Origin of the sequence: Embleya hyalina (genome assembly GCF_003967355.1) — a bacterium.
GTDB classification, from domain to species: Bacteria; Actinomycetota; Actinomycetes; order Streptomycetales; family Streptomycetaceae; genus Embleya; species Embleya hyalina.
Genome location: NZ_BIFH01000044.1, coordinates 91874 through 107364 on the forward strand (window position 1 = coordinate 91874; position 15491 = coordinate 107364).

The window sequence follows — 15491 nt, forward strand, 5'->3', positions numbered from 1 at the left end:
CGATGACCACCACCCCACCCTCGGCGCAGGAGGCGACGCCGCCGGACGACGAATGGACACTGTTCCACGGGGACGGGCGCCCCCGACCACGCACGTCGATGCCCGCCGCGCCTCCCTGGCGCCGTTTCGCCGGTCGCCGGGCCGGGAGCGACACCGCAACTGCGGACCCCACCCCGGGCGACGGCGAGTCCGGGAAGAACGGGTTCGGGCGCTCGTACATCATCGGCCCCGAGGAGATCGACGTCGTCAACGCCGCATTGCACCTACGGCGCCCCCTCCTGGTCACCGGTCACCCCGGCACCGGCAAGTCGTCCCTGGCCCGGGCCATCGCCCACGAACTCGTCTTAGGACCCGTCCTGCACTGGCCCGTCAACAGCCGCTCCTCCCTCCAGGAGGCGCTGTACCGCTACGACGCGATCGGCCGGTTACAGCAACGCACCATCAGCGGCCCGGCGGAGTCCGACAACCGCGACATCGGCACCTACATCCGCCTCGGGCCCGTGGGGACCGCACTCGTGCCCTCCACCCGCCCTCGGGTCCTGTTGATCGACGAACTCGACAAAGGCGACATCGACCTTCCCAACGACCTGCTGACGGTCCTCGAGGAAGGCGCCTTCGACATCACCGAACTGTCCCGCCTGCCCGACCTGGTCGACCCGGTCAAGGTCCTGACCGCGGACCCCCACCAGCACGTCGAGGTACCCCGCGGCCAGGTCCACTGCACCGAGTTCCCCATCGTCGTGATCACCAGCAACGGCGAACGCGACTTCCCGCCGGCCTTCCGCCGGCGCTGCATCCCCCTGTATCTCCCCGAGCCCGGCGGCGAACGCCTGCGCGACATCATCGAAGCCCACCTCGGCTCCGAGGCCGCCGACGAGGCCCACGACATCGTCACCGCGTTCCTCAACCGACGCAACAGCGGCGAACTCGCCACCGACCAACTCCTCAACGCGGTGTTCCTGCGCCGCGGCGGCACGACGCTGGACCCGGAGAAACTGCTGCGCGTGGTCCTGCACCGCCTCAGCGGAGTCGTGTGACCGTGTTCGAAAAGATCCAGGCCATCCTGCGGACGCCCGACGACCCCCTCCTCGCGGAAGGAATCCTCGACACCCTGTGGCTCGCGGCCCGTCTCGGCCACGCCACCACGCCACTCGCGCGCCTGCACAACGTCCGCCCGTCCACGCCCCATCGCGCGGAAAGCCCGCCCGGCATCGACGCCCCGCCACGCCCGGCTCCCACCACGGGTCATACGGCGGTCCCCGCGATCGCGGTCCCGCCGCCCTTGCCCCGCCAACGCGGCCACGACGGCCCGGGAGGTCGCGGTGGGCGAACCCGGCCGGCCGTCCCCGTGTCACTGCCCAGCGAACGCCCGCTTTCCCGCGAGCTCGACATAGGCCAGGCGCTGCACGGCCTCAAACGCACCCGCCCCAGCCCGGTGCGCAACGTCCTCGACGAAATCGCCACCGCCGAGGCACTGGCCGCCGGGAACCCCCATCCCGTCCTGCGACCGGCCAAGGAACGCTGGCTGCGACTGGCCCTGGTCGTCGACGGCGGCCCCTCCATGCTGTTGTGGCGCCGCCTGACCACCCACCTGAGGCAGATCCTCGAACGCACCGGCGCGTTCCGTCACATCCAGGTCCACGGCCTGCTCCACCCCTCCTCCCGCAGCGAACCCCTGGCACTCGTGCGCCCGTTCGAGACCTCCGGGGTCGCCAAGAGCCCCCACGGCCTCGTCGACCCCTCCGGACAGACGATGGTCCTGCTGGTCACCGACGGCGCCGGCAACGGCTGGAAGGACGGTCGCATGCGGACCGTCGTCGACGACTGGGCACGCATCGGCCCCACCGCGGTCATCCAGACCCTGCCCTCGCAGCTGTGGGACGGATCGAGCCTGCGCGCCGCGCCGTGGCTCGTCCACGCGGAACACCCCGGCAGCCCCAACACCGCGTGGCGAGTCACCCACCCCGCCCTCCCCATCGAGCACCCCGACGACCGTGCGCCCGTGCCGGTCCTGGACCTGACACCCGCAGCCCTGACCCGGTGGGCGCACGCCGTCACCGCCCGCCAGGAATGCGTCGAACTGCCCCTGTGGACCGACGTGGTCGCCGGCACCGGTGACATCGTCCCTCCCTCCCCCCGGGCCAGACTCGAGCATTTCGTCCGCGCCGCGTCCCCGGAGGCCAAACACCTGGCGGGTCACCTCGCCGCGATGGCACCCCTCACGATCCCCGTCATGGACCTCGTCCGCTCCGCCCTGTTCGGCGAGGCCGGCACGGTCCCCCTCGCCGAAGTCGTCCTGGCCGGACTCCTCAAGAGCTTCCACCCCCCGGACCACGCACGAGGTGCGATCGCCCCACCGGACCAGGCATTCACCTTCGACGACGACATCGGCCCGCTCCTCGCCGAAACCGTCCCCCCGCGAGCAGTCGGACAGTGCGCCGCCGCGATCTCGGCCCGCCTCGAGGAACTCGCCGGCAAGACACCCGGATTCCCTGCCTGGCTCTACGGACCCGGCGAAACCCCACCCCCCGGCGCGCCCTTCGCCGAGATCCGCAACGGCTCCGCGACACCACCCTCCGCGACACACGCACCTCGGCCCGGCAAACCCCTCGGCCCGTCCTGGACCCCCCACGTCCTTACTTCGCTTCCCCCGATCCATCACGACATGACCGGCCGCGGACCCGAGCTGAACCTGCTCCTCGATGCCCTGGCCCCCCACGACGACGAGAGCGAATCACAACCCCCGGAGTGCGTGCTCCTTCGCGGTCTACCCGGCGTCGGCAAGACAACCCTGGCCCTCACCGCGGCCCGCGTCGCCCAGGCACGACGCTGGTTCGACACCTTCCTCACCCTCGACCTCCACGACGACGTCGCCCCCGCCCTCGAACGGCAGGCACTCGAAGCGCTCCTCGTCGCCCTGGGCATCCCCGACACGCGCATCCCTCACAGCACCGGACACCGCACGGACCTGTACCGCCGCACTCTGGCCACACTCGCCGACCAGGGTCGACGCGTCCTCGTGACCGTCGACAACGTGCTTCCCACCATCGACTGGGAACTCCTCCTCCCCGGCCGACCCCACCGACTCGTCCTCTGCGCGGAACAACCCGTCGCCGAGGGCCTCGTCCCGCAGATCACGCTCGACAGGCTCCTCCCGCCCGCGTCACTGGCCCTGATCGACGAATCCCTCAGAGCCGCCGACCCCCGCGACACACGCGTCGAAGAGCACCCCGAGGACGCTCGCGCACTCGCCGCGCTCTGCGGACATCTGCCCCTGGCCCTACGCATCGCAGCGGGAAGACTCGTCGCGGAACCCAGGCAGCCCATCGCCGACCTCGTCCACCGCATCCGACACACGAACACCTCGCACGCCACCGACACCGCGCTGACGGCCGTCCTCCACGAAAGCTACGGTCGCCTCACCGCGGACGAGGCCCTCACCTTTCGCCTGATGTCCGTCCACCCGGGACCCGACATCTCCCTCGAAGCGGCGATCGTCCTCCTGGACACCGCCCACGACACCGCCCGGCGCCGCCTACGCCGGCTCGTCGCCGCAGGCCTCCTCCACCTCGTCGCCACCCCGACGAGCAGCCCTCGCCTGGCCATGCACGACCTCGTACGGGCACACGCCCAACACCTCCGCGACCACCTTTCGCCCTCACACCCCGCGGAACACACCACGGCGCAGCGGAGAATCCTTCGCTACTACGCCTCCGCCGCGGACACCGCGGTCCAACGACTGACCACGCACCAAGGGCTACACGCCCCGCAGGAGAAACGACCCGCCCCCGACGAGACCCGATCGACGCTCACCTGGCTCGATGCCGAACGCGCGTGCCTGATCGCCATGGTCCACGTCGCCGTCGACACGGGCGAGCACGTGGAACTCGCCCTCACCCTCGGCCCGTACCTCGAGCAACGCCGCCACTTCGAGGACTGGCACACCGTCAGCACCATGGCCCGCGACTTCTACCGCCGCGTCAACGACACCCCCGCCGAAGCCGCCGCGTGGAACAACCTCGGACAGGCATTGCGCGGCCAACGCCGCTTCGACGAGTCGACCTCCGCACTCCAACGAGCCGAAGACCTCTTCGCACGGGTCGACGACCCCCGAGGCGAGGCCACCGCCGCGAACAACCTCGGCGTCACCCTCCATCTCCACCGCCGCCACACGGACGCCGTCGACGCCCTCGAGCGAGCCGCCCTCCTGCAGCGGCGCATCGACGACCCCCACGGACTCGCCGACACCCTCAACAACCTGGGACTGGCCCTGTACGAACTCGGGCGATCCGACGAGGCTCGATCCGCACTCCTGGAGGCCGAACACCTCGCCTTCGACAGTGGAGACACCCGAACACTCGCCTTCGCGGCCAACAACCTCGGCCTCGCCCTACGCCGCGCAGGCAACCTCGACGAAGCACTCGCCGCCCATCGTCGGGCCCTCGCCCTCCAACAACGACGAACCGACGACCAGCCCGCCCTTGCCCAAGCCCACGGAAACCTCGGACTCCTGCTCTGGGACATGGGCAGACATGAGGATGCCCTCCACGAACTCCGCCTCGCGCTCGAGCTCTTCACACACAGCGGCGACCGACACGGCCAAGCCATCGCATGGAACAACCTCGGACTCGCCCTCACCGACACCCGACGCTTCGAGGAAGCCGCAGACGCCCACCAAAGCGCCTTCGAACTCTTCCGAAGCATGGCCGACACCCACGGTCAGGCGTCGGCACAAGACAATCGCGGCGTCACCCTCCGAAGGCTTGGACGACTTGACGAGGCCAGACACGCGCACACGCAAGCCGCCGACCTCTTCAGCCAAGCCGGCGATTACCACAGCCAGGCATGCGCCCTCGCGAACCTGGGCACCGCCCTGCTCGAATCCGACGACCTCGTCTCGGCCCACCGGGTCCAAGCCGACGCACACCAGCTCTTCACACAATCCGGAGACCGCACCAACGAGGCGTTCGCCCTGGCCAATCTCTGCGGGACGCTCCTGCGCATGGGCGACATCGACGACGCCTCCACCCACATGGCACGCGCCATCGAACTCCTGCGCGACGACTCGGATCGACACAACGAAGCGATCATCTGGCAAAAGCTCGCCCTCGTACTGCAGGCGACCGATCGAGACGACGAGGCTCTCGCGGCCCATGAACAGGCCGTCCACGCCGCCCGCCTCTCGCGCGACCCACATCTCGAGGCGACCTTGACGGCGAACTACGCGACCGCACAGGCACGAAGCGGCCACACCGACGAGGCCCTGACCCTCTTCGAGGCCGCCGAAGAGGCGTTCGCCCGAGCCGACGACCCCGTTTCAGCCCAACGGATCGGAGATCTACGTGAGCAAACCCGGGCGCGGCACGTCGGACTCGTCGCCGTCGACGCCGCACGAGCCGACACACCGACACGCCAGGACGCCGGCGATGACTAAAGACGGCGTAAATCGTTGTGGTCACCGTGCCACCGCTCGGGCACAGTTGACGAAGGGGTGATGTGATGGATCCGATCTCCACGCCGCTGCTCGCAGCCTTGGCAGCAGGCCGCCTGAGTCGTCGGGGTTGGCTGCTCCTTGCAAACCTCGTCGCCACGCCGCCCGCGTCGGCAGTCGCCCTGACCGCGACCGCGTTCGTGTCCTATCGACGAGCCAAGGCCGCGCTCGACGACCTCCAGGACGATCCCCACCTCGACCGGGCGCAACGGCTGGAGCAGGCATTGCAGGCTCGTGTGGCCGCGGACCCGACCTTCAGGAACGACATCGCGGCCTGGGCCGCGGTGGTCCGGACCGACCTGGCACAAAATCCCGATATCGCTCGCGAACTCAAGAGCGAGCGCACACCCGCGGACGAGATGCACACGAGCTACGAAGTGCACTTCGATTTCAGACATCCGACGTTCCATGGTCAGGTCGTCAACGGAGTTCACCAAGTCCGCTGAACCCCACCGCGATCCGGGCCGCGGATGTACTGGCGGATCTCTCATCCCGGACAGCACCGGCCATCGAACCCGAGAGGCGATGATTCCGGCCACACCTGGGAGTCGGCCCCGTGCACGCGGGAAACACTGCGTCGGGGAGATCGCTCCCAACCCCCGGCGTCCAACCGACGCACGAGTCGATCAACGCCTGTTCCACAACACGCCGAAACCCGTACCGGGGCCACCTCGACCCCGGGGCCGGCTCCACCCTCGCCGCGCCGGCCTCGCGCGGCTTGGTCGAGCGCCGGGACGACTGTACCCGCGGCCTGTTCGCCATGACTCCGTGTGTGAAGGTGCGGCTCACCGCAGCCGGCCGGGCGACGGCCCACGCCGGTCGGGGGATCACCGCCCCGGTCTCGCCGCCGCGCGGCCTGGCCGGCGATTCCCACCTGCGCCACTACCTGCGCACCAGCCACCAGGACTGGGCCCGCCCGGCCGAGATCAACGAACTGCGGGGCTTCTTAACCCAGCCCAGACAGACCGGGCCATGTCCGACCGGCCAGGATCGATGGCCCGGCACGGCGTCGGTTCGGCGGCGGCGACCGCCGCGGGCCGCCCCCGCTTCAACGTGGAGTCGGCCGCACCGGCCCGCCCCGGTCGTCACCGCTACCGATCGCCCGGCGGCCGATCTCCCGCTCGCCTCCTTCACCGAACGGCCGGCGGCTCGGCCTCCAGCAGATCGGCGACCGTACAGCCCAGGGCCGCGCACATCTTGTCCAGGTCGTCGAGCCGGACCGAGACCGGCTCGGCGTTCCACAAGGCGGCGGCCCTACTCAACGGCGGGTTGAAACCGACCTGTCGGAACGCGGCGAGCAGGTCACTGAGCTGCCGGATGTCGCGCTTGGCGGCCGCCCGGCGCAGATTCCACTTCACCGCAAGTTCCCCTTGTCCATCACAAGTCGCTGCACGGCCCACCCGTTTACTCCCGGAACCTACTTGATCCGCTGACTCCCGGGCATCACGAGCTGTCCTGAGTCAAATTTCTCGGCGCCGATCACGCTCTCCACCCGTGAGGCATCGATGCGGATCCCTCGACGCTGCCGAGAGGCGGGATATCCGGCAGCCACTGCTCCCCGGTCAATGCCGGATGCGTAAGCCCTGGGAACGTGTTCACCACGTGGTTGAAATCGGCAGGACCACCCTCGCGGGATGCCGCGCTCGCTCAAGTGCGTGCCCTCGGGTGTGCCGACACCCCGCTCGCGGTAACGGCGCACGGATCACCGCGTACATCAGCACGAACGCGGTGATCTTCCACAACGCCCCGGCCATCGCGGAGATCATCCGTCAGAACGGTTCGGCGAGTACTCCACTCACGAACTCGGCAGCCGGCCCGAGGCATACGATCCCAAGCTCGACATCGACTTCAGCCGGCTCCGCGGCCAGGGCCCGAGCGTTCGCCGGTCTCGGCCAAGCCGCCTGAGCGGTGAGGGTGCCCGTGGCCCGTTGGGCACGGCGACCTGCGCGAACGTGATCGAACCAGGCGCTCGTGGAGCCTCCCGTCCGTCATGTCCGTGGGCTCGGGGCCTTGCGGTTCTCGTGGTAGAGGTCGATGGCGAGGGCGAGGGCGGCGTGGGTCGCGGGATGGGGGTCCTGGCGGCGCCAGATGAGGTGGACGGGGACGGGGGTGGCGTTGCGCAGGGGGCGGTAGACGATGCCGTCGCGGCGGTACTGCGCGGCGGTGGCCTGGGGGGTGAGGCCGACGCAGTGGCTGGTGGCGATGGCGGCGAGCCAGTCGTCGATGTCGTGGGTGTAGGTGACGGCCGGCCGCTCGTTCTCGGGCCACAGGTTCAAGGTGGTGGTGCCGGTGCGGCGGTCGATGACGAGGGTGCGGGCGGGGATTTCATCCAGGCGGATGCTGCGCCGGCGGGCCCAGGGGTCGTCGGAGGCGAGTGCGACGACCCGGGGCTCGTGGCCCACCAGGGCGTGCGACCAGGGCTTGAGGTCGAGCGGTGCGCGGACGACGGCCAGGTCGCACATTCCTTCGGCCAGCCCGCCGGTGGGGGAGTTGTGGCGGACGAGCCGGAGTTCGGTCTCGCGGTGGCTCTGGTGCCAGCGCCGCTGGAACTCGGTGGTGTGGCGGCCGAAGGCGGACCAGGCGTGGCCGATGTGGAGCAGGGCGTGGCCGGCGGTGGCTTCGGCAACGAGGTCGTCGGCGCCGACGAGCAGGATGCGTGCACGGGCGAGGGCCCGCACGCCCGCGGACGTGGGCTCGATCGTGCGGCTGGTGCGGTGCAACAGCCGTACTCCGAGGAACCGTTCCAGGGCGTTCAGGTTGCGGGAGACGGCGGCCTGGGAGATGCCGAGTTCGAGGCCGGCGTCGGTGAAGCTGCCGGTGTCGATGATGGCGACCAGGCAGCGCAGGTGTTTCAGCTCCAGGCCGGCGGCACTCCACTGCTGCCTATCCATACGCTCAGCGTATCAATGGGCCGGCGGATGCATTTTGTGAATTGCCGCGCAGGCTCCACGGTCGAGGGCATGGTGCTGAAGATCTCTCATGACGGCGCCGGACACACCTCCGGCGCCGTCCACGACGGTGGTACCGGCCGGGACGGCAAGCGCCTGGCCGGGGTGGCGCTGATGCTGGGCAGCGGCCTGTCGACCCAGGCCGGAGCTTCGGTGGCGGCGCTCGCCTTCCCGGTGATCGGCCCGGTGGCAGTGGTGGCCGTGCGCCAGTGGGTGGCCGCCGCCGTTCTGTGGGCGGCCGGCAGGCCGCGGCCGCGGTCGTTCACCGCGGCGCAGTGGCGGCCGGTCCTGGGACTGGCGCTGGTGTTCGCCGTGATGAACCTCTCCCTGTACACGGCCATCGACCGCGTCGGTCTCGGGCTGGCCGTCACGCTGGAGTTCCTGGGCCCGCTCACGGTGGCCCTGGCCGGTTCACGCCGCCGCATCGACGCCTGGTGCGCGGTGGCCGCCGCGGCCGCGGTCGTCGTCCTGGCCCGCCCCTCGCCCTCCACCGACTACCCGGGCATCGCCCTGGCCCTGCTGGCCGCGGTGTGCTGGGCCGGCTACATCCTGCTCAACCGCATCGTGGGCCTCCGTCTGCCCGGCCTGGAGGGTTCGGCCGCCGCCGCTGCCGTCTCGGGCGCGCTCTACCTTCCCGTCGGCGTCCTGGCGCTGCGGCTGCATCCCCCCACCGCAGCCTCCATAACCTGCGCGCTGGCGGCCGGCGTGCTGTCCTCCGCCGTGCCCTTCCTGGCCGATCTGCTGGCACTGCGGCGAGTTCCCACGCACTTCTTCGGCGTGTTCATGAGCGTCAACCCGCTCTTCGCCGCACTGATCGGTCTCGCCGTGCTCGGCCAGCACCTCGACGCGACGGCATGGCTCGCCATGCTGGTGATCGTCGGTGCGAACACGGTCGCCGTCACCACAACCCGTCCCGCCCCCACCACCGACAGCAGAAGCACCTCGTGAAAGCCCCCATCGTCCACGGTGTTGCGCGGGCGTCGACGTGGACGAACACGGCGCCGGAGGTGCGTTGTGGGGTGTAGGCGGCGCCGTCGACGTCGTGGGTGTCCCGGACGTGTGTGTCGAGGTGCGGTGGGAGTCGGCTCGCCCGGTACGGGATCTTTCGGTACAGGATCTTTCGCCCCGGTGGGGTTCGGGTGCCGGCGAGCCTGCCGGTGCGCAGGGTGGTGAAGGCACGGGAGAGCAGGCGGGAGACGCGCATCCGGGACAGCCCAGCCGGTCGCCGCTCTCGGATTGGGTGAGGTCGTCCCAGAAGCGGAGTTCGAGGATGTGGCGGTCGCCTACTTCCACAAGTGGCGCGACGACGGCACCGACCAGACCATCCACGACCTGCTGCGCCGACAGGTCCGCGAAAGCCGGGGCGCAAGGCCGACCCCAGCCCGGTGGTGCTCGGCACCCAAAGCCTGCCTGCGGCCTGGCGGTTGATGTTCTCGGTCTGGTGATCGCGGTGGTGGTGCCGGCCGCGTCCGCGCACGACAACGCGGCCGGCATCGCCTTGCCGGACAAGGCCACCGCCGACACCGACACGGTGCACAGGGCCTGGTGGACCAGGGGTTCAAGACCGCCGCCGTCGACCACGGGGGATCATCGCGCCGCAGGTGCTCACCGCTCCGATGCGGATCGGGTACGGCCCGCGCGGGTGGTGGTGTTCACGATCGTCTCCCGCGCGGTGGCGACGTCGCGCAGCACGGCGAGGGTGGCGGCCGGGTCGTTGCCGTCGACCAGGGACATGCCGGCGAGGTGGTCCGGCGCCGGCCCGGGATCCCCATCGGGTCGCCGTCCGGGCCGTCCGCCTCGTACGGATCGACCCGACGCGGACGCCCCCGGCGCGGGCCCGCCGCGCAGCGCATGTCCGAAAAATGCGAGGCCCCTCATCCGTCGTGCGGCGCCCCCTCCCGGCCGGCCAGACGGAGACACTAGTCAGCGGCGCCAAGTAGATAGCCCTGCTACTGTATCGCCGCATGAATGCGGAGCGGCACAGCCAATGGCTGCGTGGCGTACTGGACTTGTGCGTCCTGAGCCTGCTTGCCGACGGTGAGAGTTACGGGTATCGGCTCGCCCAGGCGCTGGAGGCGGCCGGCCTCGGCACGATTCGCGGCGGCACGTTGTATCCCGTCCTACTGCGCCTCGAACGCGACGGGTTGATCTCGTCGCGTTGGGGTGTGGGCGATGCGGGCCCGGCTCGCAAGTACTACCGGTCGACGCCCCTGGGCGAGGGGGAACTGCGCGCCGCGGCGGATGAATGGTCCGTGTTCGCCGCGCGCGTGGGCACGATGTTGGAAGGGGTGCGACAGTGATCGACGATCCCGATTGGCTCGACGTGTTGGCGGGCGAGCTCCGACTCCGCGGGCTGCCGGAGGATCAGGTGACCCGGGTGCTGGGGGAGACCCGAGCCCATCTGTGGGACGCGGGCGAGGATCCCGCCCGCGCGTTCGGCACGCCCTCGGCCTACGCGGCGGCGGTGCACGAAAGCCTCGGCACGCCACCGATTCCGGCGCGACGAAAGGTGGTTCGGGCGGAGGCGCCTCGGTTGCAGGCCACGGGCATCGGCAAACGGCACGGCCGGCATCGCCTGCTGCACGACGTGGACCTGACCGTGCACGCCGGCGAGGTGGCCGCGATCGTCGGCGCCAACGGCTGCGGCAAGAGCACGTTCCTGCGCATCTGCGCGGGAGTCGAGCGCGCGCACGCGGGCCGCGTCGTGGTGCGCGGCTCGATCGGCTACTGCCCGCAGGGCGGGGGAACCAGCGATTTCCTCACCCCCGACGAGCATTTCGTCCTCGTCGGCGCCGGTCGCGGGCTCGGCCGCGACCGCTCGCGCGGAGCCGGCCGGGCCCTGGCCGAACACCTGTGGTGGCCCCGGCCGGCGCCCATCGCGGCCGCGCGCCTGTCGGGCGGCACCCGACAGAAGCTCGAGGTGATCCTGACCGCGCTCGGAGACCCGGACGTACTCCTCCTCGACGAGCCCTACCAGGGCTTCGACCGCGATTCGTACATGTACTTCTGGGACCGGGTCCGGGAATGGGCGAACGAGGGCCGGGCGATCGTCGTGGTCACCCACCTGCTGGACCGGCTCGAACGCGCCGACACCGTCGTCGACCTGACGCCATCCCCCCACGCGGCCCCGGGTGTTCGCGGCCGGCACCATCCGAAGGGAACCCAACCGCGGTGAGGCGACTGTCGACCATAGCCGAGATGACGGGGCGGGAAATCCTGCGCCGCCGCGCGGTGCTCTTCCTCCTGCTGCTGTTTCCGCTGCCGTTCTATCTGCTCCAACGCGCCGAGCACCCCGGACAGGCGATCAGATTCCTGTTCGTGGGCCTGAGTTGGGCGATCAGCGGCTCCGCCATGTTCGTCGCGCACAGCGGGCGCGCCATCGACCCGCGGCTGCGCCTCTCGGGCTACCGTGCCCACCACCTGTGGATGGGCAGGATGTCGGCCCTGTGGCTGATCGGAACGGTGGTGACGCTGCCCTACCTGGCGCTCGTCGTGGTGGATCAACCACGCGTGCGCCACGGTGCGCTCGCCGTGGCGATGGTGCTGTGTGTGGCCGTGGCGGCACCGTTCGGCCTGCTCCTGGGCGCCGTGGTGTCACGCGAGTTCGAGGGCACGCTGCTGTTGCTCGTCACCGTCGGGATACAGATGGTCGCCGACCCCGCGACGACCACGGCACGACTGATGCCGTTCTGGTCGGGCCGCGAGATCGGAACCTACGCGATCGACCACACCGATACCGGCTTCCTCGTGCGCGGCGTCGCCCACGGCCTGGCGTGCGCCCTCCTGTTCTCGCTCGCGTTGGCCGTGGTCTCCGCACTCCGCCTCCGGCGCCGGCGGCATCTGCGGACGCTGCCGGCGAACTGACCCCGGATCCCGCCGGGCCGCCTCTCGGAGCGGTCCGGCCCGTGACGCCGCGACGGCGCAGGCCGTCCGGTGGCCGCTCTCGCGCCGAACGGGAGGACGTGGTGACGGTGCTCACCCTGAAGGGTTTGACCAAGCGGTACGGGAGCAGGACCGTCGTCGACGATCTGACACCGGACGTCGCATCCGGTGCGGTGACGGGCTTCCTCGGTCCGAACGGCGCGGGAAAGTCCACGACGATGCGCATGATCGTGGGTCTGGACCGTCCCACGGCGGGCACCGCGTTGATCGACGGGAATCCCTACGCCGAACTGACCCATCCGCTGCGCCGGGTCGGTGCCCTGCTCGACGCCGGCGCCGTGCATCCGAGGCGCAGTGCCCACGGGCACCTGCTCGCCATGGCCCGCAGCAACGGGCTGGGCGCGCGGCGCGTGGACGAGGTGCTCGATCTCGTCGGGCTCGCCGATGTGGCCGGGCGGCCCGCCGGCTCGTTTTCGTTGGGCATGAGTCCGTCTCGATGGAGGAACTCGCCGACACGACCCTGGTCACGCTCGCCTCGGAACACGTACCCGACTACTGGATGGACTACCACTATCCGCGAAGAACCCCGTCCGGTCGGCCGATCTCACAAGGGCCGGCCAACCGGTGCTGGGCCGAGGTCCTGGTCCACGTCGGCATGGGCGTCGGCGTCAGCCCCGTTGCGCTGCGCGCCAAGGACTTCTACTCCCACCCGGGAATGATGTTCGTCCCGTTGCACGACGCCCCGCCGATCGACTACGGCTTCCTGTGGCCGCTCACCGGCCTGACCCCCGGCGCCTCGGCCTACCTCGACATCGTCCCGGAACTCGACACCCCCTCGACCGGTTCAAGCGCTACATCCACAAGCGATGGATCGAGGGCTGCACCAATGCCAGCGAACTCCACCGCGAAATAAGGGACTTGGGATGGGGCGGAAACGAGCGCACCGTATCCCGTCGCGCCCAGAACCTGCGGACCCCGGGACCCCCTCCCGAACCCACTGCGGCCACACCCAAGCCGCGTCGAGTCGTGCAGTGGATCCTGACCGAACCCGAGCACCTCTCAGCCGGCGCGGCCACGCAACTGAAGGGCATCTTCGCCCGTTGCCCCGAACTCGCGGCCGTTCACGCCTACATACGCATTTTCGCCGACATGATCCGATACCTGGGCGGACCCGACTGCCGCAGTGGCTCAGTCGGGTCCGCACCGACGATCTTCCTGCGGTACACAGCTTCGCGAACAGCCTCCAACGGGATCACGCTGCCGTCTTCGCCGGGCTCACCTTGCCCCGGAGCAACGGACCGACCGAAGGCGCCGTGAATCGGATCAAGATGCTCAAGCGCCGGATGTACGGCCGGGTCAAGCTCGACCTCCTGCGGCACCGCATCCTGCACACTCGCTGGCGACGTCACCAGCAGTCACATATTCACGCTTCCGGAGACAGAGCCCATCGAGACGTCGTCCGGACGCAGGGCCCTTGCCCCCTCGGCTGCGGGGCCGTTGGCGATGACCGCAGTCCGGGCCTGGAACTGCACGGCTCCGGTGCGGTCCGCGCCACCGCCGTGGCCTACCTGAAGACCGCGGCCGCCGCGACGGCCCGCAGCAACCGGGCCCGCCCCGCCCACGAACGCAGCCACCGCGCCGTCTCCTCCGGAATCCTCGCCGAGACGCTGCTTGGGCTCGGCGCCTGGACGAGGCGTGCGAGGCCTGGAACGTGCTCGTGGACGACCACGCGCACCTGCGCTCCGGACGCGCCGACACCGCGGTCGCCCTCATGCGCGCCCGGCCCCGTCCCCACGCCCGCGTCCCCGCCGCCGCCTCGCTCCCGAACCGCTGCGCCGCCGCACACATCCGCGGCGCGTGACGGCCGGGCTCGTCGCGGCACGGCGATTCGTCGGGGTCGGCGAACGACGGGCCACCCGCCCGAGGGCGGCGGGTTGACGGGACTGTCGGCACCCATGTGACATGGGCCTTGTGGCGGTCGCCCTTGTGCGTGGTGAGCGCAGGCTGCGTGGCACGTCCCGGGTTCAGCCGAGCAGCTCGTCCAGGGCGTCCGTGAGCCGGTCGTGTGTGCCGGGGGCCAGCCGGTAGTAGACGTAGTAGCCGTGCCGCTCGGGCTCCGCCCAGCCCGCCTCGGACAGGAGTTTCAGGTGTTTGGAGACGGCCGCGTCGGTGAGGCCGATCAGGCCGGCGAGTTCGCGGGTGGATCGCGGGTACTCGGCCAGGAGCTGGAGGATCTGCAGCCGGGTGGGGTGGGCGGCCGCGCGGAGGAGTCGGAGCAGGTCCTCCGGGGGGACCGGCGGGTGTGCCTTGCACTGCATGGCGTCCAGCGCGTAGGTGATGTGCACGCTCTGCCGTTCACGGCCCGCCCGGCGGTCGTGGTGGCCGGTGACGGCGACCAGGGGCCAGGCGAAGTGGGAGGGCGTGAGCAGGAGTCGGTCCTCCGGTCCGAGCGTGAACTCCATCGGAGCGGCGGCGCGGCCGCGTGCCGACGCGATCAGCAGCTCGTCCCTCTCGTGGATGACCCGCTGATGGGGGGCGAGTTCGTCCAGCATGGACGCCAGGCCGTGGCGGTGCCCGGCGCGGCTGCGCCGGGCGATGTCGGCCAGCAGATACCTCTCCATGGACGGCCACTCCGGGGCGAGACAGGCGTCCCAGTACGCGGACAGGAACCCGGCGAATCGTCCGCGCGAGCGCTCGGGATCGTCGATGAGCTCCCGCAGAACGGGCAGCGAGGCCGGGTGCCGCGCCCGGACGGCGTTCATCGCCCGCTCGCGTAGGGCGGGGGTGGCCTGGAATTCCTCCAACCGGACGCGAGACGCGCGTCCGTTCTCTTCCAGTGCTCCGGCGAGCAGTTGTTCCGCGTAATGCCCGACCGGCGCGTCGCGCAGCGCCGCCAGCTCGTCCGGCCATGCCGCCACTTCTCCAGGGCGCCAGATCTGCGGAAAACCCAGCGGACGGCCCCGGCACCAGAAAGCGAATCGGTCGGCCTCGCTCCGGAGATCGGCATCCATGCGCTCACGTGCCTTCAGCGTCCAGGAAATGTGCAGCGGATGCCGCTTGACCGAGCCGAGCACGTGCAGGCTGCGCAGCGCCTCGTGACCCGGTGAGCAGCCGAAGGCCACCAGACCTGGATCCGTCGTGGTCAGACGTACGCGGATGTTCATGGGGAC

13 protein-coding genes and 4 pseudogenes are annotated in these 15491 nt (G+C 70.6%); 12 read left to right on the top strand and 5 right to left on the bottom strand.

Annotated elements, in window-relative coordinates:
* The first annotated feature begins 2 nt into the window (after positions 1-2).
* The 3 genes from EMA17_RS43155 (at position 3) to EMA17_RS43165 (ending at position 5937) form a co-directional block, all read left to right on the top strand.
* On the top strand, positions 3-1037 hold the full coding sequence (locus EMA17_RS43155) for a MoxR family ATPase (RefSeq protein ID WP_126642701.1): 1035 nt from the start codon (positions 3-5) through the stop codon (positions 1035-1037).
* Positions 1034-5434 carry a tetratricopeptide repeat protein gene (locus EMA17_RS43160; protein WP_126642702.1) on the top strand — a complete coding sequence of 1467 codons (4401 nt, stop codon included), beginning with the start codon at positions 1034-1036 and terminating at the stop codon, positions 5432-5434. Before EMA17_RS43155 ends, EMA17_RS43160 begins: the two co-directional genes overlap by 4 nt.
* A 65-nt stretch (positions 5435-5499) precedes the next feature.
* Positions 5500-5937, top strand: a complete 438-nt coding sequence (locus tag EMA17_RS43165) for a hypothetical protein (protein ID WP_126642703.1) — start codon at positions 5500-5502, stop codon at positions 5935-5937.
* A 602-nt stretch (positions 5938-6539) separates the two neighbouring features.
* Here the strand turns inward: EMA17_RS43165 and EMA17_RS43170 are convergent.
* Positions 6540-6849 (bottom strand): annotated as a pseudogene (locus EMA17_RS43170) (helix-turn-helix domain-containing protein).
* Positions 6850-7479: 630 nt separating this feature from the next.
* Positions 7480-8382 (bottom strand): LysR family transcriptional regulator, encoded by a 903-nt coding sequence (locus tag EMA17_RS43175; protein WP_126642705.1) that lies wholly within the window; start codon positions 8380-8382, stop codon positions 7480-7482.
* A 171-nt stretch (positions 8383-8553) separates the two neighbouring features.
* Here EMA17_RS43175 and EMA17_RS43180 point away from each other — a divergent pair, with 171 nt between their 5' ends.
* Positions 8554-9387 carry an EamA family transporter gene (locus EMA17_RS43180; protein WP_126642738.1) on the top strand — a complete coding sequence of 278 codons (834 nt, stop codon included), beginning with the start codon at positions 8554-8556 and terminating at the stop codon, positions 9385-9387.
* Here the strand turns inward: EMA17_RS43180 and EMA17_RS43185 are convergent.
* Positions 9338-9643, bottom strand: a complete 306-nt coding sequence (locus EMA17_RS43185) for a hypothetical protein (protein ID WP_126642706.1) — start codon at positions 9641-9643, stop codon at positions 9338-9340. The genes EMA17_RS43180 and EMA17_RS43185 overlap by 50 nt on opposite strands.
* A gap of 80 nt (positions 9644-9723) precedes the next feature.
* Here EMA17_RS43185 and EMA17_RS55865 point away from each other — a divergent pair.
* Positions 9724-10023: pseudogene (locus EMA17_RS55865) on the top strand (transposase family protein); the annotation flags it as partial.
* A gap of 21 nt (positions 10024-10044) precedes the next feature.
* On the opposite strand, the gene EMA17_RS55650 reads toward EMA17_RS55865, so the two are convergent.
* Entirely contained in the window at positions 10045-10173 is a 129-nt protein-coding gene (locus EMA17_RS55650) for a hypothetical protein (RefSeq protein ID WP_281290611.1), read from the bottom strand.
* A gap of 230 nt (positions 10174-10403) precedes the next feature.
* Here EMA17_RS55650 and EMA17_RS43195 point away from each other — a divergent pair, with 230 nt between their 5' ends.
* The 7 genes and pseudogenes from EMA17_RS43195 (at position 10404) to EMA17_RS54870 (ending at position 14182) form a co-directional block, all read left to right on the top strand.
* Entirely contained in the window at positions 10404-10739 is a 336-nt protein-coding gene (locus tag EMA17_RS43195) for a PadR family transcriptional regulator (protein ID WP_126642707.1), read from the top strand.
* The gene (locus EMA17_RS43200) at positions 10736-11614 is read left to right on the top strand and encodes an ATP-binding cassette domain-containing protein (RefSeq protein WP_246127270.1); all 879 of its coding nucleotides are present in this window, start codon (positions 10736-10738) and stop codon (positions 11612-11614) included. The genes EMA17_RS43195 and EMA17_RS43200 overlap by 4 nt, the downstream gene beginning before the upstream one ends.
* Positions 11615-11637: 23 nt before the next feature.
* Positions 11638-12303: an ABC transporter permease gene (locus EMA17_RS43205; RefSeq protein WP_218043246.1), complete on the top strand. Its 666-nt coding sequence runs from the start codon at positions 11638-11640 to the stop codon at positions 12301-12303.
* 107 nt (positions 12304-12410) lie between these two features.
* Positions 12411-12806, top strand: a pseudogene (locus EMA17_RS54860) (ATP-binding cassette domain-containing protein); the annotation flags it as partial.
* Between the two features lie 11 nt (positions 12807-12817).
* Positions 12818-13234 carry a hypothetical protein gene (locus EMA17_RS54865; RefSeq protein ID WP_246127276.1) on the top strand — a complete coding sequence of 139 codons (417 nt, stop codon included), beginning with the start codon at positions 12818-12820 and terminating at the stop codon, positions 13232-13234.
* 10 nt (positions 13235-13244) lie between these two features.
* Positions 13245-13694: pseudogene (locus EMA17_RS56210) on the top strand (transposase); the annotation flags it as partial.
* Positions 13695-14032: 338 nt separating this feature from the next.
* A complete protein-coding gene (locus EMA17_RS54870) occupies positions 14033-14182 on the top strand; it encodes a hypothetical protein (RefSeq protein WP_246127271.1) in 150 nt (49 codons plus the stop codon).
* Between the two features lie 163 nt (positions 14183-14345).
* Here the strand turns inward: EMA17_RS54870 and EMA17_RS43220 are convergent, their stop codons facing one another.
* Positions 14346-15485 (bottom strand): ArsR/SmtB family transcription factor, encoded by a 1140-nt coding sequence (locus EMA17_RS43220; RefSeq protein ID WP_126642711.1) that lies wholly within the window; start codon positions 15483-15485, stop codon positions 14346-14348.
* Positions 15486-15491 lie beyond the last annotated feature (6 nt).